The sequence below is a fragment of the Streptomyces sp. NPDC055099 genome (genome assembly GCF_053607685.1).
Map to the genome: position 1 here is coordinate 79,646 of NZ_JBSGUA010000011.1, position 18,414 is coordinate 98,059.

An 18,414-nucleotide genomic window follows, 5' to 3' on the forward strand; every position below is an offset into this window, starting at 1 on the left:
ATTCCGGCAGTCCGCTCACCGTCCGCCGCGCGTGTACCGGCGGACGGAGAGCGGCACGCACACGGCGAGCAGCGCAAGGGACCAGAGGACCGCCCCGGCCACGGGATGCGCCACCGGCCAGGCGGCGTCCACCGGGACGGGCGCGTTGCCGAACAGGTCACGCACCGCCGTGGCGACGGCGCTGATCGGATTCCATTCGGCGACGGTACGCAGCCACGCGGGGAGCCCGTCCACGGGGATGTACGCGTTCGAGAGCAGCGGCAGCATGAATGTCGCGCCGCCCAGCTGTCCGGCCGCCTCCTCGCTCTGCGAGACGAGGCCGAGCAGGATGCCGATCCAGGTCGTCGCGAACCGGAAGAGCAGCAACAGGCCGAAGGCGCCGAGGGCCTGGAGCGGCCCGCCCTCGATCCGCCAGCCCATCGCGAGCCCGACGAGCATCAGCGGCACGAGACCCACCGCGGTGGTCAGCAGATCGGCGACGGCCTGCCCGAGCGGCACGGCCGAGCGGCTCATGGGCATCGTGCGGAACCGGTCCATGACACCCCGGTGGGAGTCCTGGGCGGCGGTGAACATGCCGGTCATGATGCCGTTCGCGGCGGTCGCCACGAGCATGCCCGGGACGAGGAAGGCGCGGTAGTCGGCGCCGGGCATGGCGAGGGCGCTGCCGAAGACGTAGCCGAAGAAGAGCAGGAAGACGACGGGCATCGTCTGCGTCATGACGAGGATGGCGGGCGCATGCCGGATGCGCCGCAGATGCCGCCCGAGAACGGCGGAGCCGTCGTAGAGGATGGCGCTCAAAAGGGACCTCCAAGGGTCGGACGATCACCCGCCCCGCCCTCAGCCGACGTGTGTCGGGCTGCGGGGTGCTCGGGTGGGTGGGCGGGAAGAAATCCGCCGCGAAGCGGCGGTCTAGGAGACGCGGGCAAAAAGCCGAAGAAAGACCTCGTCGAGAGTCGGCGCCCGAAGCGTCGCGTCCACGACAGGAACCCCGGCGGCATCAAGCTCCCGGACGATCCGTGGCAGCGTGAGAGTCGGGTCCAGGGCCACGGCCCCGGCAGTGCGCCGGTCGGCGTCTAGGACGGGCTCGGAGCCGGTGAGTTGATCCAGGACGACCGCGGCGGCGGCCAGCGCGTGCCCCGCCGAGTTCTGCTCCAGGACCACCTCGACGTAACTCCCGATCTGCGCCTTCAAGGCGGTGGGCGTTCCACGATGCGCGACTCGCCCCCCGTCGATCAGGACGACCTCGTCGGCAAGCTGGTCCGCCTCCTCCAGATACTGCGTGGTCAGCAGCACCGTCGTCCCCTCGGCGGCCAACTCCCGTACGGCGTCCCAGATGCCGCCCCGGCTGTGCGGATCGAGCCCGGTGGTGGGCTCGTCGAGGAAGAGCACCCGTGGCCGCACCAGCAGGCTCGCCGCGAGGTCGAGCCGCCGCCGCATGCCGCCGGAGTACGTCCGCGCGGGCCGGTCGGCCGCGTCGACGAGGCCGAACCGGTCGAGCAACTCGTCGCCGCGCGCCCGCGGAGCCCGCAGCAGCCGGGCGAAGAGCCGCAGGTTCTCGCGCCCGGTCAGATCCCCGTCGACGGAGGCGTACTGCCCGGTCACCCCGATGAGCCGCCGCACCGTGGCCGCCTCGCGCACCACGTCGTGCCCCGCCACGAACGCCCTCCCGGCGTCCGGTGCCTGGAGCGTGGTGAGCAGGCGCACGGCGGTCGTCTTGCCCGCCCCGTTGGGGCCGAGCAGCCCGCAGACGGTTCCCTCCGGGACGGCGAGGTCGAGCCCCCGCAGGGCGTGGACGTCCCCGAAGCGCTTCTCCAGACCCTCACTAAGTACAGCGTACGTAGAAGTCATGTCGGCACGGTATCTCACTACGTACGCTGTACGTAACTAACATGGTGGGCGAGGTGATGATCAATGGCGGGCCGAGCGGCCGAACCGGAAGTGATCTGGGCGCGCCCCGAGCGTGCGGGCCGTGGCCCGAAGCCCGCGTACAGCAGGGCGGACATCGCGGCGGCGGCCGTCCGTATCGCCGACGCGGACGGCATCGACGCGCTCTCCATGCGCAGGGTCGCGGCCGAGCTGGGCTGCGGCACCATGTCGCTCTACAACTACGTGCCGCGCAAGGAAGACCTGAACGAACTGATGGTCGACGCGGTGAGCGGCGAGTACGTGCTGCCCGCCGGACCGCCGGGCAGTGACTGGCGCGCCGAGATGCTGGCGCTCGGCCGCCAGACGCGCGCGATCATGCGGCGCCACCCGTGGCTGCCGCGGATCATGTCGACGCTGTACGGCTTCAGCCCGAACGCCCTGCGCTACCTGGAGCACTGCCTCGGCGCACTGGAGGGCCTCGACGCGCCCTACGGCACCAAGATGGAACTCATCGGGATGATCAACGGCTCGGTCATGACGTACGTCGTCAACGAGTTCGCCATGGCGGAGCGCGCGCGGGCCCTGCCATGGACCGAGGAGCAGGAGCAGCAGGTGCGGTTCGCGTACCTCGCGGGACAGGTCGCCGGTGGGGCCTATCCGCGTCTCGCGGAGGCACTGGCGGAGGGGCCCGCGCCCGGGGACGCCGAGGAGCTCTTCGACCGGATGCTGAACCGGCTCCTGGACTCGTTCGCCTGAGCGCCGACGCCGACGCCGACGCTCAGGCCGTGGCCTCCTCCTGGTCCCGGAACCGCAGGCGGGCCAGCTCGCCGCGCGATGCCACGCCCAGCTTCGGATAGGCGTTGTAGAGGTGGTACCCCACCGTGCGCGGCGACAGGAAGAGCTGGGCGCCGATGTCCCGGTTGGTCATGCCGGTCGCCGCGAGGCGCACGACCTGCCGCTCCTGCGGGGTGAGTCGTTCCAGGGGCGCCTCGTCGCCGACGTGCCGCGCCCTGCTCTCGCCGGTCGCCCGCAGCTCCGCGCGGGCCCGCTCGGCCCACGGCGGCGACGCCAGCAGCTCGAAGGTGTCCAGGGCCGAGCGCAACGGCACACGGGCCTCGCTCCTGCGGCCCGCACGGCGCAGCCACTCCCCGAAGAGCAGCTCCGTGCGGGCCCGTTCGAAGGGGCGGCTGTCGTCGACGTGCAGCGCGAGGGCCTCCTCGTACGCGGCCTGCGCCTCCGTCTCCGGGGCGAGCAGCGCACGGCAGCGGGCGGCCAGCGCCCGCGCCCAGGCAGCGCCCGAGTGGTCGGCCCACTCACCGAACGCCCTCGCCGGGTCCCGTACGGAATCCGCCTTCCCGGACCGGACGGCTGCCTCGACCCGGTCCGGCACGCAGTACAGGACGACGATCGTGTGGCCGGACGGGCTCGCCGCCACGTCCTCGTACGCCCGCAGCGCGGCCTCGTGGTGGCCGAGGCCGAGTTCCAGCATGGCGACCGCGATCCCGCCCCACACCTGGCCGGGCAGCACCTGCCGCAGATCACCCTTGGCCGCGAGCTCGCGGCAGCGCTCCTCGTCGCCGTCGAGCGCGGCGAGATAGGCGAGGATGCCCGTCAACTGGCCCACATAGTGCGGCTGTCCGGTGTCCTGGGCGATCCGCAGGCCCTCCGTCGCGCCCATCAGGGCACAGCTGTGGCGGCCCAGGAAGATCCGCGCCCGGGTGCGCAGGAGGAGCACGAGCGGCAGCGGGCCCAGAGCGCCCTGCTCACGGCACTCGCGTTCCAGCTCGGCGGCGAGGTCGTTGCCGGTCTCCAGCGCGCCGAGCGGCGAGAACCAGGAGGCGATCGAGACGCGTTCGCGCAAGGTGTGCCCGGCGTCGTGCCGCTCGGCCCGCAGGCTGTCGAACAGCGCGCGCAGCGGCGGGAGCCCGCTGCCCGGATCGCCCGCCGCGAGCCGGGCGAGACCCTCGGCGGCCGGCAGATAAGGCAGGGCGTGCGGGGGAGTATTGAGGTCGAGTCCGGCGATCCGGTGGCTCATCTCGTCGATCGACTGCCGGTGCCCGGAGAGCCAGGCGGCGGTCATCGCCTCGTACGCCATGAACGCCGCCGTCTGAGGCGCGTGCGGGGCGATGTCGGCGGCCGTGTCCAGGAGCACCGAGTACGAGGCCTCAAGGCGGCCCTGTTCGCGGGCCACGGCGGCGCGCACCTGCGCGAGCTGCGCGAGGACGGCCGGGTCGGTCAGGTGCGGGGCGGCGCGCAGGGCCAGTTCGGCGGCGCGTTCGTTGTGGCCCGCGTCCGCGGCGGCCGACGCGGCGAGCGCGAGGCGCCGGGCGCGGTGCGCGCCGTCCGGGCTGAGCTGGGCGGCGCGTTCGCAGGCGGCTGCGACGGCCGCGTAGCCGCCGCGGGATCGCGCGTGTTCGGCGGTCTGCTCCAGGACACCGGCGACGTACTCGTCGGGCTCCGTGGTGGCGGCCGCCAGATGCCAGGCGCGGCGGTCCACGTTGCCCACGCAGGGCAGGGCGTCGGCCAGTGCGCGGTGTGCGGCGATCCGGTCGCCGGCCGGGGCGCTCTGGTAGGCGGCGGCGCGGATCATGGGGTGCCGGAAAGTGAGGCGTCCGCCGTCCAGGCTGAGCAGTTCCTTGCGTTCGGCGGGCTCCAGATCGGTGACTCCGGCGCCGAGCCGGCTCGCTGCGGCCGCCGTCACGGTCAGGTCGCCGGTGCCTTCGGCCGCCGCGATCACGAGCAGGGTGCGGGTGGCCCGGGGCAGCGACGACATCCGGTCCGCGAAGGTCCGCAGGAGGCGGGAGTGGCTCGGCAGGGAGCTCAAGTGGCCGCCGTAGCCGGGTATGTGGCCCTCGCGCTGGGCGGCGGGCAGCTCGCGCAGGGCGAGCGGGTTGCCGCCGGACTCGGCGCGGATCTGTTCGCGTACGTAGCGGGGGAGATCGCCCGCGTGTTCGGCGAGGAGATCCCCGGCGGTCTCGTCGTCCAGGCCGGTGAGCCGCAGCTCGGGCAGGCCCTCGGCGGGGAAGGGCGGTGCGTGGGCGTCGCGCGCGGCGAACAGCATCACCACACCGTCGGCGGCGAGGCGCCGGGCGGCGAAGAGGAGGGCGTCCGCGGATGCCTGGTCGAGCCACTGGGCGTCGTCGACCAGGCAGAGGAGGGAGCCTGCCTCGTCGGCGAGGTCTGCGAGGAGGGTCAGCACGGCCAGGCCGATGAGGAAGCGGTCCGCCCGCGCGCTCGGAGCGAGACCGAGTGCCGCGCGGAGCGCCTTGGCCTGCGGCTCCGGCAGGGCGTCGATCCGGTCGGTCACGCGGTGCAGGAGCAGGTGCAGCCCGGCGAAGGGGAGTTCGCTCTCGGCCTCGATGCCGGTTGCTTGCAGCAGGCGGGTGTCATGGCTCCTTGCGGTGGCCGCGGCGTGCGCGAGGAGGGCGGACTTGCCGATGCCGGCCTCTCCTCGCACGACGAGGGCAGCGCTGTGGCCCTGCCGGGCCTGGGCCAACAGGGCGTCCAGCTGGGCGATTTCGTCGCCGCGTCCGTAGAGCATGGCTTGACCTTAACGGGGCGCCTGCCTTGGCCCGCCGCCGTCTGTTCCGCCCGCTTCGCGGCGGATCTCTCCCACCTGCCCACCCGTTACCCCGGAGCGCAGAATCACCTTGCCCCGGCCATGCCCCCCTTCCACCTCCCGCTGTGCGTCCGCCGCCCGCTCCAGTGGGTACTGCGCCCGGATGTGGACCCGCAGCGCCCCCTTCGCGTACAGGGTCGTCATGTCCGCGAGGCGGGACGCCGTTCTCGTGCCGGTCAGTTCGGGCAGGCCCAGGCGGCGGGCCTCCTCAGTGTCGACCATCGTGATGACCCGGTCGGGGTGCTTCGCCACCGCCGCCGAGGCGCGCAGCGCTGCCCCTCCCGCACCGTCGAGCGCCGCGTCCACGCCCTCCGGGGCGATCGCGCGCACCCGCTCCTCCAGGCCCTCCCCGTACGTCACGGGAATCGCGCCCAGCGACCGCAGATGGTCGTGGTTGGCCTCGCTCGCCGTGCCGATCACCGTCGTCGCGCCCCACGCCCGCGCCAACTGCACCGCCAGCGTGCCGAGTCCGCCTGCCGCCGCGTTGACCAGGACCGTGTCGCCCGCGCCCACCCGCATCGCGCTCAGCGCCATGTGCGCGCCCTGCGCGTTACCCGAGAAGCCGCCCGCCACCGCCCACTCCATCGCGTCCGGCTTGGCGACCAGATTCCCCTCCGGCACGACGACGTACTCCGCGTACGAGCCGAGCAAGGAGAAGCCGAGCACCGGATCGCCCGGCCCGAAGCCGCTCACCCCGGCGCCTGTCGCGTCGACCGTGCCCGCGAACTCATTGCCCGGCACCACGGGGAACACCACCCCCGGCGGCCGGATCTCGCCCTTCCGCAGCCCGATGTCGAAGGGCATCACGCCGGCCGCCCGCACCCGTACACGAACCTCGCCCGGACCGGGCTCGGGGACGGGCAGATCGACCGGACGCAGCACCTCCGCCGGGCCGTGTGCCGCGAACGCGGCGGCTCGCATCGTGTTCACGGCGTGAGCACCACCTTTCCCACCGTCTTCCGGCCCAGCAGCGCCGCATGCGCCGCCCCCGCGTCCCGCAACGGGAACGTCGTCACCGCCGGTACGAGCGTGCCGCGTGCCGCCTCCTCCAGCGCCCGCTCCTGGAGGCCCCGCAGGCCGCCGGGGACCCGCGCGATCCGCGGGCCGAGTGCGTACGTCGCCGTCAGGAGCCTGCTCTGGAGGTCCTTCGTGCCCAGTTCCGTGGGCGCGCCCGAGGACCAGCCGTACATCACGAACCGGCCGCCGAAGCCCAGGAGTTCGAGCGCGGCACGCCCCGCGTCACCGCCCACGCTGTCGAAGGCGACGCTCACCTCGCGGCCGCCGAGCGCCGTGCGCACCTTCTCCGGCCAGTCGGGCTCGTTGTAGTCGACGGCCACGTCCGCGCCGAGCTCACGGACCCGCGCGGTCTTCTCGGGACCTCCCGCCGCGCCCACCACGGTCACGCCCGCGTTCCTCGCGGCCTGCACGAGGAGGGTGCCGATGCCGCCGGCGGCGGCCGTCACCAGAGCCACGTCGTCGGGTTCGAGCGCGGCGACGTGCAGGACGCCGAGGGCCATCCGGCCGGTGCCGACCATGGCGATCGCGGCCTCGTAGGAGAGCTGCTCGGGCAGGGCGAACAGGGCGTCCGTCTCCCGTACGGCCAGCTCCGCGTAGCCCGCGTTGACCAGGCCCAGATGCGTCACCACCCGCCTGCCGAGCCACTCCTCGTCCACTCCCTCGCCGAGGGCGTCGACCACGCCTGCCACCTCCCGGCCGGGCGTCATCGGCAACTCCGGCATCGGGAAGGGGAGTTCGTCTGCCGCCCCCTTCTGGAGCGCGGTGTCCAGGAGGTGGACCCCCGCGGCCTTGACCGCGACACGTACCTGGCCGGGCCCTGGCTCCGGATCGGCGACCTCCTCGTACCGCAGGTTCTCGGGCCCGCCGAAGGCGTGCAGCCGGATCGCTCGCATGGTCGACTCGCTCTCGTCGTAGGGAGATGAGGCGGCGGGTGGTTCTCGCCGACACCGGGAAAGCTACGGAGAGGACCGGCTCCGGGGCCTCTGTCAGGTGACCGGGAGCATGACTGGGCCGTGACCGGGTGGTGACCGGGCGATGACTGGGGTGGGCCCTGCCGGTCACCCCAGTCGTACGACAGAGGCGGCGCACGGGCCCCGATTCCTAGCGTCAACCCCATGACGCACGCGACCCGTGACACCACGCCTCCTGCCGGAACCGGCCTCACCAAGACCCGCTGGACGCCGGTCGCCGTCATGGCGCTCGCCATGCTGATGGTCACCCTGGAGCTGAGCCTCTCCTCCGTGACGCTGCCCGCGATCGGCGCGGACCTCGGTGTCGGGACCTCCGCGACCCAGTGGGTGCTCCTTGCCTACGCCCTGCCGACAGCCGCCCTCGCGATCCCCGCCGGGCGGTGGGCCGACCGCGTCGACCTCCGCGCGGTGTTCCTCTTCTCCGTCCCGGCCATCGGACTCACCAGCGTCCTCGCGGCCGCCGCGCCGAACCTCCCCGTGCTGCTCGCCGCCCGCGTCCTCCAGGGCGTCGCGGGGGCGCTTGCCGTCGCGGTCTATCTGCCGGTGGTCGCCGCCGTCGTACGGCCGGAGCAGCGGGGCCGCGCGATGGGCTACATCGCCACGATCATGCCGATCGGGTCGATGGGCGGCTCGTCCCTCGGCGGGATCGTCGCGGACGCGTACGGCTGGCGGCCCGTGCTGCTGATGAAGGTGCCGGTCCTGATCCTCGTGATCTGGCTGGGGGCGCGGCACATCCCCTCCACCGGCCGCGGGCTCTCCCGGCCCGACCGGTCCCTGGTGGGAGACGGCCTGGTCCTGGGCGGCTCGGTGACCGCGCTCCTGGTGGCCTTCGACCGGGTGGAGGCCGAACAGCCCCTCGTCGCGGCGCTGTTCGCGGTGGCCGCGGCCGCGCTCGCGCTGTGGTGGACGCGGCTGCGCTCGGCGCGCCCGGTGACCGGCCTGCTGCGGCGCAGGGCCATCGGTCTCCCCGTCCTCTCGCTCCTGCTGACCGGCACGTTCGTGGGGCTCTCCTACTTCCTGCTGCCGTTCTACGTCGCCGACGTCCTGCACGGGAGCGCCGCCATGACCGGCCTCGCGATGGTCTTCTTCATCGGCGCCGTGGCCGTGTCCTCGCCGCTCAGCGGTCAGCTCGCCGACCGGCTGCCCGGCAGATTCCTCGGGGCGGCAGGGCTGCTCCTGGTCATCGGCGGCCTGTTGAGCATGCTGACTCTTGGGCCCGGCTCCGGGCTGTTCGACATCGGCTGGCGGCTGGCCGTGATCGGCGTGGGTCAGGCGCTGTTCGGCACCCCGGTGAACGCCTCGATCCTGGCCGCCGCGCCCCCCGATCTGGTGGGCACGAGCGGCGGGGTCGGCAACACGTTCCGCACCCTCGGCTTCACCGTCGGCCCGGCGGTGGCGGCCCTCGCGTACGGCCTGGGCGGCGGAGGGGCGGACGGCTTCCGGGCCGGGGTCGTCACACTGGTCCTGCTGCAGGTGGCCGGTCTGGTGGCGTTGCTCGCCTCCGGCGGCGGCTCCCGCGAGGCGCGGGCCACGTGACCCCGGCCGGGGTCAGATGAGGGCGAACTGGCCGCCCGGGCCCTCCTCGTGGTGATCGAGAACCGATGCCGGACGGCGGGCCGCCTCGGGTACGGGGAGTACGCCCGCCCGGTGCAGCTCGTCCGCGGAGATGCCGGGACCGGAAGACTTCAGCGAACGCGTCAACTCCTCCTGGAGCGGCCGGAGTTCCGCGAGGAGCGCGAGTGCCGTGATCAGCTCCAGGAGCTCGGACGTCCAGGTCTGCGGCCACTCCTTCGGACGGATCGCCTCCAGGGAGCCCGCCTCGCCCGTCTCCGTACGCCGCGCGAACCACAGCTCGAGGACACGCACCCCGCTCACCTCGAAGTCCCACGCCTCCCGCGGCACCGGTGAGATGCGGCCCGCGTCCACGCACAGGGCCTCCTCGTCGGCGTCGTACGCGACCTCGGCGGGGCGGGCGGGCAGGGGTGCCCGGACGTAGGGCCGCCGGCCACCGGGAAGCTTCGGCCGTGATCCTTCACCGCGGGCCTGGAGCGCGAGCATGCGGCGCCCCAGCTCCGTGCCCCGCGCCCAGAGCTCCGCGTCGGACGTCAGCGGCACCCGGCACCCGGCCGGTGACGCCTGCGCGACGGCCAGCGTCCAGGCGAGGAGGTCACCGGCGCCGACGTCCGTGCCGAGTGTCGCGGAGAGGTGGGCGAGCAGGCCGGGCGCCGCATTGGGTTCGTCGCCGCCGGGGCGGCGGAACAGCGGGCGGATGCGCCCCGGCCGCCCGGCGGGGGAGCGCCCGTCCGGCAGCACGGCGGAGGCAAGGACCGCGGGACCCGTGGAACCGGCGACGTGACCCTGCTCGACGAGGAAGAGCTGACCCTCGCCCGCGACCCGCCACAGCTCCGGGCGGGCCGCGTCGATCAGCCGGTGGTCCGGGATCAGCCACTGCTCGTCGAAGGGACCGTGCAGGACCCGCACCGGCTCGGGGCAGGGACCGGACTCGGCGGACAGGGGGACCGTGCCGCCCGGGTGGCCCGGGAGTTGGGCGACCGCGGTGTGCAGGGTGCGTGAGCGCGAGGGGAAGAGCAGCTTCTCGCGTTCCGCCGCGTCCGCCCGCACGAACGCGGCCCAACGGGCTCTGAGGGATGCGGCGTCCGGTCCCATCGGCCACCCGCGGCCCGGCCGGAGCGGTGCGACGGACCACGGCATGAGGTCCGCGAGCAGCGGCGCTTCGTCGTGCGTCACGCCCGGCATCGTACGTCGAGACCCTTACGTCGCGTCGAGGGTGACCGTGAAGGAGAAGCGGTCCCCGCGGTAGTGGATGCGCGCCACGTCCAGGGCGCGGCCGTCCTCGTCGTACGTGATGCCCGTGTAGTGCAGGATCGGGCTGAGCAGCGGCACTTCGAGGAGGCGGGCCGTCTCCGGGTCGGCGAGCGTGGCCTCGACGGTGTCGGTGATGCGGCTGATGCGGACGCCCACGACATCGCGCAGGACCTTGGTCATGGGCCAGCGCGCCAGGTCGTCGAGGTCGACGCGGTCCGCGAGTTCGGGACGTATGTAGTTATGGGCGTGATTGGTCGGTTCGCCCGTCTTCTCGTCGCTGCGCAGCCGGTGGTACGTCGCCACCTCGGTCAGGTCGGGGAAGTGCTCGGTGAGTTCGCCGGGGACCGGGGCCGTGCCGTGCGCGAGCAGGTGCGTGCTCATGCCCGACTGCTGGGCCACGATCGCGTCGACCGAGCCGAGCAGCCGGACCGGTGAGCCGCGCTGGGCGCTGGGCTCGATGAACGTGCCGCGCCGCCGGTGCCGGGTAATCAGACCCTCGTCCTCCAGCTCCTTGAGCGCCTGGCGCATGGTCAGGACGCTCACGCCGTAGTGCCCCGCCAGCTGCTCCTCGGTGGGCAGCCGGAGCGGGGCATCGGGAGTACGGCCGAGTATCGAGGCGCGCAAGGACTGCGACACCTGATACCAGAGCGGCAGCTTGCGATTCAGGACGATCGAGTCCGGGGCGAAAGCGGTCACGGTCTCTCCGAATCAGTTGCCGACCAGTTGCCGATCAGTTTCGAAAATGGCGCTCCAGACCCTCCCACACATCGTCGTATCCGCGCTGCAGATGGGCGGCCTGAGCTGCCTGTTCGGTCGCGGTCACCGGCCAGCGCGTCTCGAACATGAAGGCAAGCCCGTCGTCGATCTTCTGGGGCTTCAGCTCGGCGGCCGAGGCCTTCTCGAAGGTGTCGCGGTCGGGGCCGTGCGCCGACATCATGTTGTGCAGGGAGCCGCCGCCGGGCACGAAACCCTCCGCTTTCGCGTCGTACGCGCCCTCGATCAGGCCCATGTACTCGCTCATCACGTTCCGGTGGAAGTACGGCGGCCGGAAGGTGTTCTCGCCGACCAGCCAGCGCGGCGCGAAGACCACGAAGTCGACGCCCGCGAGGCCCGGGGTGTCGGACGGCGAGGTGAGGACCGTGAAGATCGACGGGTCCGGGTGGTCGTAGCTGATGGTGCCGATGACGTTGAAGCGGTGCAGGTCGTACACGTACGGGACGTGGTTGCCGTGCCAGGCGACGACGTCGAGCGGCGAGTGGTCGTAGGTCGCCTGCCACAGGTTGCCGCAGAACTTGTTCACGACCTCCACCGGGCGGTCCTCGTCCTCGTACGCGGCGACCGGGGCCCTGAAGTCCCGTGCGTTCGCGAGGCCGTTCGCGCCGATCGGGCCCAGGTCGGGGAGCTGGAAGGCGGCCCCGTAGTTCTCGCACACATAGCCGCGCGCGGTCCCGTCCAGCAGTTCCACGCGGAAGCGCACCCCACGCGGGATGAGCGCGACCTCGCCCGGCTCGGCGCGCAGCAGGCCGAACTCGGTGCGAAGGAGCAGGCCGCCCTGCTCGGGTACGACGAGGAGTTCGCCGTCCGAGTCGCTGAACACCCGGTCCCGCATGGAGGAGTTGGCGTGATAGAGGTGCACGGCCATGCCGGTGCGCTGGGTGGCGTCTCCGTTGCCGCCCAGGGTCCACAGGCCCGCGAGGAAGTCGGTGCCGGGGGCGGGGTCGGGCAGCGGGTTCCAGCGCAGGCGGTTGGGGTCGGGCGTCTCGGTGAAGGGCGCCGTCCGCAGGGCGCCGTTGTCCACGCGGGTGAACGCAGGGTGCGCGGCCGAGGGGCGGATGCGGTAGAGCCAGGAGCGGCGGTTGTGCGCGCGGGGCTCGGTGAAGGCGGTGCCGCTCAGCTGCTCCGCGTACAGGCCGAGGGGGGCGCGCTGGGGCGAGTTCCGGCCGTGCGGCAGGGCGCCGGGCACTGCTTCGGAGCTGTGTTCGTTGCCGAAGCCGGAGAGGTACGTCAGTGCCTCGGCCGTCTTGCGCGGGTCGTTCCCGTCCCCACGGCTGGCGTCGCTGGTGTGTTCCCGGCTCATCATCGCTCCCTCGTCAACGATTCCTATGGGACACCGTAGGATTCACGTTTTCCTTCCGCAAGGGGGTCCATGAATGTGAACAGTGCTCTACTCTCCCGGGGATGTCCCACCGTGATCGGCCCAAGCCCCCGCCGCCCCCTAAGACCCTGCGCCGCGTGCCCGTGCAGGAGCGCAGCGCCGAGCGTCTGACCCGCATCCTCGACGCCTGCGCCGAACTCCTCGACGAGGTCGGCTACGAGGACCTGAGCACCCGCGCCGTCGCCACCCGGGCGGGCGTCCCGATCGGCTCGGTCTACCGCTTCTTCGGCAACAAGCGCGCCATGGCCGACGCCCTGGCCCACCGCAACCTCGACGCCTACGGAGAGCGCGTGGCGGCCCGTATGGCCGGAGTGGAGCGCGGTGACTGGCGCGGCGCCGTCGACGCGGCCTTCGACGAGTACCTCGCCATGAAGCGCAGCGTCCCCGGTTTCGGCCTGGTCGACTTCGGCATCCCCTCGGCCCCCGGCGCGATGCCCGACGCCAACTCGGACGTCGCCGAGCGGGTGGCGGGGCTGCTCGCCGGGCACCTCGACCGGCCGCTGGACGAGAAGCTGCGCCGCACGGTGCTCGTCGGCGTCGAGGCGGTGGACGCCGTCCTCCAACTCGCCTTCCGTGCGCACCCGTCGGGCGATCCCGGCCTGATCGACGAGACGCGGACCCTGCTGCACTCCTACTTCGCGGGTTCACTGGACTGAACCCGGGGCCGGTCCCGCGAATCCGGGGGATGCCATTCCGCGAATCCAGGGAGTCGCGGTTTCGCGATCCGGTCCCTCGCGGGGCCTGACGTCATGCATACCGGTCGGTATGGTGAGAGCGCACGTGCGCCGTAGCCGCCGCCCTGGAGGGTCCCCATGCCCAGCACAGCCCTGCGTATCTGCCCTCTCTGCGAAGCCACCTGCGGGCTCACGCTCACCATCGAAGGGCCCCCTGACGGCACTGACGCCGCGCGCGTGACCGGAGCGCGCGGGGACCGGGACGACGTGTTCAGCCACGGCTTCATCTGCCCCAAAGGCGCCTCCTTCCCGGAGGCCGACGCGGACCCCGACCGCCTGAGGGCCCCCCTCGTACGCAAGGACGGCGTACTCCGGGAGGCAAGCTGGGACGAGGCGTTCGACGCCGTCGCCGCCGGGCTCCGCCCCCTGATCGAGCGGTACGGGCCGCAGGCGGTCGGCGTGGTCCTCGGCAACCCGAACGTGCACACCATGGCCGGCGGCCTCTACCCGCCCGTGCTGCTCGGCTCGCTCGGCACCCGCAACATCTTCACCGCGAGCACCGTCGACCAGATGCCCAAGCACGTCTCCAGCGGGCTCCTCTTCGGCGACGCGTTCGCCATCCCCGTGCCCGACCTGGACCGCACCGACCATCTGCTCCTGCTCGGCGCCAACCCCCTGGACTCCAACGGCAGCCTGTGCACCGCCCCCGACTTCCCGGGCAAGCTGAAGGCGCTGCGCGCGCGGGGCGGCACGCTCACCGTCGTCGACCCCCGCCGCACCCGCACCGCCAAGCTCGCCGACCGGCACCTCGCGATCCGGCCCGGCACGGACGCGCTGCTGCTCGCCGCCATGGTCCAGGTCCTCTTCGAGGAGAAACTCACCGACCTCGGGGCGCTCGAAGACCAGGTGGAGGGCGTCGAGGAGGTGCGGGAGGCCGTGGGCCACCTCACCCCCGACGCCGTCTCCGCGGCCTGCGACGTGCCCGCCGACACCATCCGCGCCCTCGCCCGCGACCTGGCCGCCGCGCCCACCGCCGCCGTCTACGCCCGCGTCGGCGCCAGCACCGTCGCCTACGGAACGCTCACCAACTGGCTGGTCGACGTCCTGAACGTACTGACCGGCAACCTCGACCGGCCCGGCGGCGCCCTCTTCCCGCTCTCGGCCACCGACCGCGCTCCCCGCCCCGCGGGCCCCGGCAAGGGCTTCGCGCTCGGCCGCTGGCACAGCCGCGTCAGCGGGCACCCCGAGGCCAAGGGCGAACTGCCCATCGCCGCGCTCGCCGAGGAGATCGACACCCCCGGCGACGAGGCGATCCGCGCGGTCGTCGCCATCGCGGCCAACCCCGTCCTCTCGGCACCCGACGGCGACCGCCTCGACAAGGCCCTGGCCTCACTGGACTTCATGGTCAGCGTCGATCCGTACCTGAACGAGACCTCCCGCCACGCCCACGTGGTGCTGCCGCCGCCCCCGCCCTCCCAGAGCCCGCACTTCGACTTCGCCTTCAACGGATTCGCCGTACGCAACCAGGTCCGCTACACCCGCGCCGCTCTGCCCCTGGCGGACGGCAGGATGGCGGAGACCGAGATCCTGGCCCGGCTCGTGCTCGCCGCCGGGGGGATGCACGGCGCCGACCCGGCGGCCGTCGACGCGATGGTCGTCGACAAGGCCATCGGCAAGGCCGTCGCCGAGCCGCACTCCGCCGTGCACGGCCGTGACCCCGGGGAACTGGCCGCCCTCCTCACCGGCGAGAGCGGCCCCGAGCGGCGGCTCGACCTGATGCTGCGCCTGGGCCCCTACGGCGACGGATTCGGCGCCCGCGAGGACGGGCTGACCTTGGAACGGCTCCTCGCCCACCCGCACGGCATCGACCTCGGGCCCCTGGAGCCCCGGCTCCCGCAGGTCCTCAGGACGCGCAGCGGCCGGGTGGAGCTCTTCCCCGCCCCGATCGCGGACGACCTGCCGCGCCTGACGAACGCGTTGCGCACCGCCCCGGACGAGCTCGTCCTGGTGGGCCGCCGCCACCTGCGCTCCAACAACAGCTGGATGCACAACGTGCGCGCCCTCACCGGCGGCTCCAACCGCTGCACCCTGCACGTCCACCCCGACGACGCGGCCCGTATCGGCCTGGAGAACGGCGGCCACGCGCGCGTGGAGGCCGCCGGAGGCTCGCTCACCGTCCCCGTGGAGGTGACGGACGCGGTGCGCCCCGGAGTGGTCAGCCTGCCGCACGGCTGGGGCCACGACCGCCCCGGCACCCGCCTGGCCGTCGCCGCCGAGAACCCCGGGGCCAACGTGAACCAGCTCCTGGACGGCACCCTGCTCGACCCGCTCTCCGGGACGTCCGTGCTCAACGGCTTCCCGGTGTCCGTCACCGCCCCCGTTCCGGAAGGAGTTCCGGCAGCAAGTCGTTGACCTGGAGTTTTGCGCTTATTGCTCACACGTCAACATCTTGTTAACAGATCGAGACGGGTCCTAACGTCAACCGGACCGCCAGACCTGGTGGGAGTTCGATGGTGAACGTTAGGTAGCCCCCATGCTGACAATCCTCGGATTCGTCATGATCGCCACCTTCCTGGTGCTGATCATGATGAAGAAGATGTCGCCGATCGCGGCACTGGTGCTGATCCCCGCGCTCTTCTGCGTGCTCGTAGGAAAGGGAGCCCATCTCGGGGACTACGTCCTCGAAGGCGTCGGGAATCTGGCGCCCACGGCGGCCATGCTCATGTTCGCCATCGTGTACTTCGGCGTCATGATCGACGTCGGCCTGTTCGACCCGATCGTCCGGGGCATCCTGCGCTTCTGCAAGGCGGACCCCGTGCGCATCGTGGTCGGCACCGCGCTGCTCGCCGCGATCGTCTCGCTCGACGGCGACGGCTCGACGACCTTCATGATCACGGTCTCGGCGATGTATCCGCTCTACAAACGCCTCAAGATGAGCCTCGTCGTCATGACGGGTGTCGCGGCCACCGCCAACGGCGTCATGAACACCCTGCCCTGGGGCGGCCCGACGGCTCGCGCCGCGACCGCCCTCAAGGTCGACGCCGCCGACATCTTCGTGCCGATGATCCCGGCGCTCGCCATGGGCCTCGTCTGCGTCTTCCTGCTCGCCTACGTACTGGGCCTGCGGGAGCGCAAGCGGCTCGGCATGCTCTCCCTGGACGAGGTCCTGGAGAAGGAGACGGCGGGCGAGACGGTTCTGGTGGGTGCCGGTGCCGGTGCCGGTGCCGGTGCCGGTGCGGGTGGCGACGGGCGCATGTCGCTCATCAAGAAGACCGCCGGGGGAGCGGGCTCGGGTACGGACGCCTCGGCTTCCGGTGGCGCCGGCGCCGGAGCCACCTCCGACGACGCCGACGAGGACGACGGCTTCCAGGGGCTCGACCCGAACCGCTCCACCCTGCGCCCCAAGCTCTACTGGTTCAACGCCGGTCTCACGGTGGTCCTGCTCACCGCCATGATCATGGAGTGGCTGCCGATCCCGGTCCTCTTCCTGCTCGGCGCCGCGCTCGCCCTGACGGTCAACTTCCCGCACATGCCCGACCAGAAGGCCCGGATCGGCGCCCACGCCGAGAACGTCCTCAACGTCACCGGCATGGTCTTCGCGGCCGCCGTCTTCACCGGCGTCCTCCAGGGCACCGGCATGGTCGACAGCATGGCCAAGTGGCTCGTCGACGCGATCCCGGAGGGCATGGGCCCGCAGATGGGCCTGGTCACCGGCCTCCTGTCCCTGCCGCTCACCTACTTCATGTCGAACGACGGCTTCTACTTCGGCGTTCTGCCGGTCCTCGCCGAGGCGGGCCAGGCGCACGGCGTCGGCACCCTGGAGATCGCCCGCGCCTCCATCGCCGGACAGGCCCTGCACATGTCGAGCCCGCTGGTGCCCGCCGTGTACGTCCTCGTCGGCATGGCCAAGGTCGAGTTCGGCGACCACACCAAGTTCACCGTCAAATGGGCCGTGCTCACCTCGCTCGTGGTGCTCGCCTCCGGCATCCTCTTCGGCATCATCTGATGCCATCGACACCGGTGCTGCCGTCACCACCGGGCCGGGCCTGGTTGCTGCGCCTCGTCATCGCCTTCAGCTTCGCGCAGGGGGCGGTGTCGATGGCGCGTCCGGCCGTCTCCTACCGTGCGCTCTCGCTCGGCGCCGACGAGCGGGCGATCGGCGTCATCGCCGGTGTGTATGCCCTGCTCCCGCTCTTCGCCGCCGTACCGCTCGGGCGCAGGACGGACCATGGGCGGTGCGCGCCGCTCCTTCCGATCGGCGTCGTCCTGATCGCCGGAGGGTGCGCGCTCAGCGGTACGGCGGGGTCGCTCGGCCCGCTCGCCGCCTGGAGCGGTGTGATGGGCCTCGGTCACCTCTGCTTCGTGATCGGCGCCCAGTCGATCGTCGCCCGGCAGTCCGCCCCCGACGAACAGGACCGCAACTTCGGGCACTTCACGATCGGCGCCTCGCTGGGGCAGCTGATCGGGCCGATCGCGGCGGGGGCGCTCATCGGCGGGGACATGGGGCGTACGAGTGCGTTCGCCCTGCTGGTGTCGGGTGGGGTCGTGGCGGTCGCGCTCACCTCGCTGTGGCGCATCGAGCACGTCCGTTCCGGCGGGGGCTCGCCGAAGCGGGGCGACAAGGTCCCGGTGTTCGGCATCCTGCGTACGCGCGGTGTCCCCGCGGGGATCTTCATCAGCCTCGCGGTGCTCTCCGCGACGGACATCCTCACCGCCTATCTGCCGGTGGTCGGCGAGCACCGGGGCATCGCGCCCGCCACGGTCGGCGTGCTCCTCTCGCTGCGGGCCGCCGCGACGATCGCCTGTCGGCTCGTGATGACGCCGCTGATCAATCTGCTCGGGCGGACGGCGCTGATCGTCGTCACGTGTCTGCTGGCTGCCTTGCTGTGTGCGGGGGTTGCGTTGCCGGTGCCTGTGTGGGGGCTGGCGGTGATGCTGGTGTTGCTGGGGTTCTGTCTCGGGGTCGGGCAGCCGTTGTCGATGACGACTGTGGTGCAGGCTGCTCCTGAGGGGGCGCGGTCCACTGCGTTGGCTTTGCGGCTTACGGGGAATCGGCTGGGGCAGGTGGCTGCCCCTGCGGGGGCGGGGCTTATTGCCGGGGTGGCGGGTGTGGCAGCCCCGTTCGTGATGCTCGGGGGGCTCTTGCTTGTGGCGGCGGGGTTGGGACTGAGGCGTAACCCTGCGGGGCCTTCCCCAATCCCACCCCTTCCCGGCAGTGACATCAGCGGCTCCGCCGCGGAGGGGGCTCCGCCCCAGACCCCGCTCCTCAAACGCCGGAGGGGCTGA

At 72.5% G+C, this 18,414-nt stretch carries 14 protein-coding genes; 6 read left to right on the forward strand and 8 right to left on the reverse strand.

Annotation, left to right across the window (positions count from 1 at the left end; genetic code table 11):
- Positions 1-15: 15 nt before the first annotated feature.
- Together ACWFRU_RS25770 and ACWFRU_RS25775 are read right to left on the reverse strand one after the other, a co-directional pair.
- Entirely contained in the window at positions 16-798 is a 783-nt protein-coding gene (locus tag ACWFRU_RS25770; RefSeq protein ID WP_453690544.1) for an ABC transporter permease, read from the reverse strand.
- A 111-nt stretch (positions 799-909) separates the two neighbouring features.
- Complete coding sequence (locus ACWFRU_RS25775) at positions 910-1,848, reverse strand: ATP-binding cassette domain-containing protein (RefSeq protein ID WP_453690545.1); 939 nt, start codon at positions 1,846-1,848, stop codon at positions 910-912.
- Between the two features lie 63 nt (positions 1,849-1,911).
- Between ACWFRU_RS25775 and ACWFRU_RS25780 the strand changes: the two genes are divergently transcribed.
- A complete protein-coding gene (locus tag ACWFRU_RS25780; protein WP_453690546.1) occupies positions 1,912-2,622 on the forward strand; it encodes a TetR/AcrR family transcriptional regulator in 711 nt (236 codons plus the stop codon).
- 22 nt (positions 2,623-2,644) lie between these two features.
- Here the strand turns inward: ACWFRU_RS25780 and ACWFRU_RS25785 are convergent, their stop codons facing one another.
- The 3 genes from ACWFRU_RS25785 to ACWFRU_RS25795 are packed head-to-tail and all read right to left on the reverse strand — an operon-like array spanning position 2,645 to position 7,395.
- On the reverse strand, positions 2,645-5,407 hold the full coding sequence (locus tag ACWFRU_RS25785) for a helix-turn-helix transcriptional regulator (RefSeq protein ID WP_453690547.1): 2,763 nt from the start codon (positions 5,405-5,407) through the stop codon (positions 2,645-2,647).
- 9 nt (positions 5,408-5,416) lie between these two features.
- Positions 5,417-6,406, reverse strand: coding sequence for an NADP-dependent oxidoreductase (locus ACWFRU_RS25790; RefSeq protein WP_453690729.1), 990 nt, complete (start codon positions 6,404-6,406; stop codon positions 5,417-5,419).
- A gap of 5 nt (positions 6,407-6,411) precedes the next feature.
- Positions 6,412-7,395 (reverse strand): zinc-binding dehydrogenase, encoded by a 984-nt coding sequence (locus tag ACWFRU_RS25795; RefSeq protein WP_453690548.1) that lies wholly within the window; start codon positions 7,393-7,395, stop codon positions 6,412-6,414.
- Positions 7,396-7,617: 222 nt separating this feature from the next.
- On the opposite strand from ACWFRU_RS25795, the gene ACWFRU_RS25800 reads away from it, so the two are divergent.
- On the forward strand, positions 7,618-9,009 hold the full coding sequence (locus tag ACWFRU_RS25800; protein ID WP_453690549.1) for an MFS transporter: 1,392 nt from the start codon (positions 7,618-7,620) through the stop codon (positions 9,007-9,009).
- A gap of 12 nt (positions 9,010-9,021) precedes the next feature.
- Here ACWFRU_RS25800 and ACWFRU_RS25805 read toward each other — a convergent pair whose 3' ends face one another.
- From ACWFRU_RS25805 to hmgA, 3 genes are read right to left on the reverse strand one after another with little or no spacing between them, the layout of a single operon-like run.
- Positions 9,022-10,230 carry a type ISP restriction/modification enzyme gene (locus tag ACWFRU_RS25805; RefSeq protein ID WP_453690550.1) on the reverse strand — a complete coding sequence of 403 codons (1,209 nt, stop codon included), beginning with the start codon at positions 10,228-10,230 and terminating at the stop codon, positions 9,022-9,024.
- Positions 10,231-10,245: 15 nt separating this feature from the next.
- Positions 10,246-10,995 (reverse strand): GntR family transcriptional regulator, encoded by a 750-nt coding sequence (locus tag ACWFRU_RS25810; RefSeq protein WP_453690551.1) that lies wholly within the window; start codon positions 10,993-10,995, stop codon positions 10,246-10,248.
- Between the two features lie 34 nt (positions 10,996-11,029).
- Positions 11,030-12,376 carry a homogentisate 1,2-dioxygenase gene (gene hmgA, locus ACWFRU_RS25815; protein ID WP_453690552.1) on the reverse strand — a complete coding sequence of 449 codons (1,347 nt, stop codon included), beginning with the start codon at positions 12,374-12,376 and terminating at the stop codon, positions 11,030-11,032.
- 101 nt (positions 12,377-12,477) lie between these two features.
- On the opposite strand from hmgA, the gene ACWFRU_RS25820 reads away from it, so the two are divergent.
- The 4 genes from ACWFRU_RS25820 (at position 12,478) to ACWFRU_RS25835 (ending at position 18,414) form a co-directional block, all read left to right on the forward strand.
- Positions 12,478-13,110, forward strand: coding sequence for a TetR family transcriptional regulator (locus ACWFRU_RS25820; RefSeq protein WP_453690553.1), 633 nt, complete (start codon positions 12,478-12,480; stop codon positions 13,108-13,110).
- Between the two features lie 156 nt (positions 13,111-13,266).
- Positions 13,267-15,540, forward strand: a complete 2,274-nt coding sequence (locus ACWFRU_RS25825; protein ID WP_453690554.1) for a molybdopterin-dependent oxidoreductase — start codon at positions 13,267-13,269, stop codon at positions 15,538-15,540.
- Positions 15,541-15,661: 121 nt separating this feature from the next.
- Positions 15,662-17,134, forward strand: a complete 1,473-nt coding sequence (locus ACWFRU_RS25830; protein WP_453690555.1) for a CitMHS family transporter — start codon at positions 15,662-15,664, stop codon at positions 17,132-17,134.
- Positions 17,134-18,414: an MFS transporter gene (locus tag ACWFRU_RS25835; protein WP_453690556.1), complete on the forward strand. Its 1,281-nt coding sequence runs from the start codon at positions 17,134-17,136 to the stop codon at positions 18,412-18,414. Before ACWFRU_RS25830 ends, ACWFRU_RS25835 begins: the two co-directional genes overlap by 1 nt.

Bases quoted from the DNA above. Each gene is read 5' to 3' on its own strand.
- ACWFRU_RS25830 (WP_453690555.1), top strand. From the start codon at position 15,662: ATGCTGACAATCCTCGGATTCGTCATGATCGCCACCTTCCTGGTGCTG.
- ACWFRU_RS25780 (WP_453690546.1), top strand. From the start codon at position 1,912: ATGGCGGGCCGAGCGGCCGAACCGGAAGTGATCTGGGCGCGCCCCGAG.
- ACWFRU_RS25785 (WP_453690547.1), bottom strand. From the start codon at position 5,407: ATGCTCTACGGACGCGGCGACGAAATCGCCCAGCTGGACGCCCTGTTG.
- ACWFRU_RS25825 (WP_453690554.1), top strand. From the start codon at position 13,267: ATGCCCAGCACAGCCCTGCGTATCTGCCCTCTCTGCGAAGCCACCTGC.
- ACWFRU_RS25790 (WP_453690729.1), bottom strand. From the start codon at position 6,406: ATGCGAGCCGCCGCGTTCGCGGCACACGGCCCGGCGGAGGTGCTGCGT.
- ACWFRU_RS25805 (WP_453690550.1), bottom strand. From the start codon at position 10,230: ATGCCGGGCGTGACGCACGACGAAGCGCCGCTGCTCGCGGACCTCATG.
- hmgA (WP_453690552.1), bottom strand. From the start codon at position 12,376: ATGAGCCGGGAACACACCAGCGACGCCAGCCGTGGGGACGGGAACGAC.
- ACWFRU_RS25775 (WP_453690545.1), bottom strand. From the start codon at position 1,848: ATGACTTCTACGTACGCTGTACTTAGTGAGGGTCTGGAGAAGCGCTTC.
- ACWFRU_RS25820 (WP_453690553.1), top strand. From the start codon at position 12,478: ATGTCCCACCGTGATCGGCCCAAGCCCCCGCCGCCCCCTAAGACCCTG.
- ACWFRU_RS25800 (WP_453690549.1), top strand. From the start codon at position 7,618: ATGACGCACGCGACCCGTGACACCACGCCTCCTGCCGGAACCGGCCTC.
- ACWFRU_RS25795 (WP_453690548.1), bottom strand. From the start codon at position 7,395: ATGCGAGCGATCCGGCTGCACGCCTTCGGCGGGCCCGAGAACCTGCGG.
- ACWFRU_RS25835 (WP_453690556.1), top strand. From the start codon at position 17,134: ATGCCATCGACACCGGTGCTGCCGTCACCACCGGGCCGGGCCTGGTTG.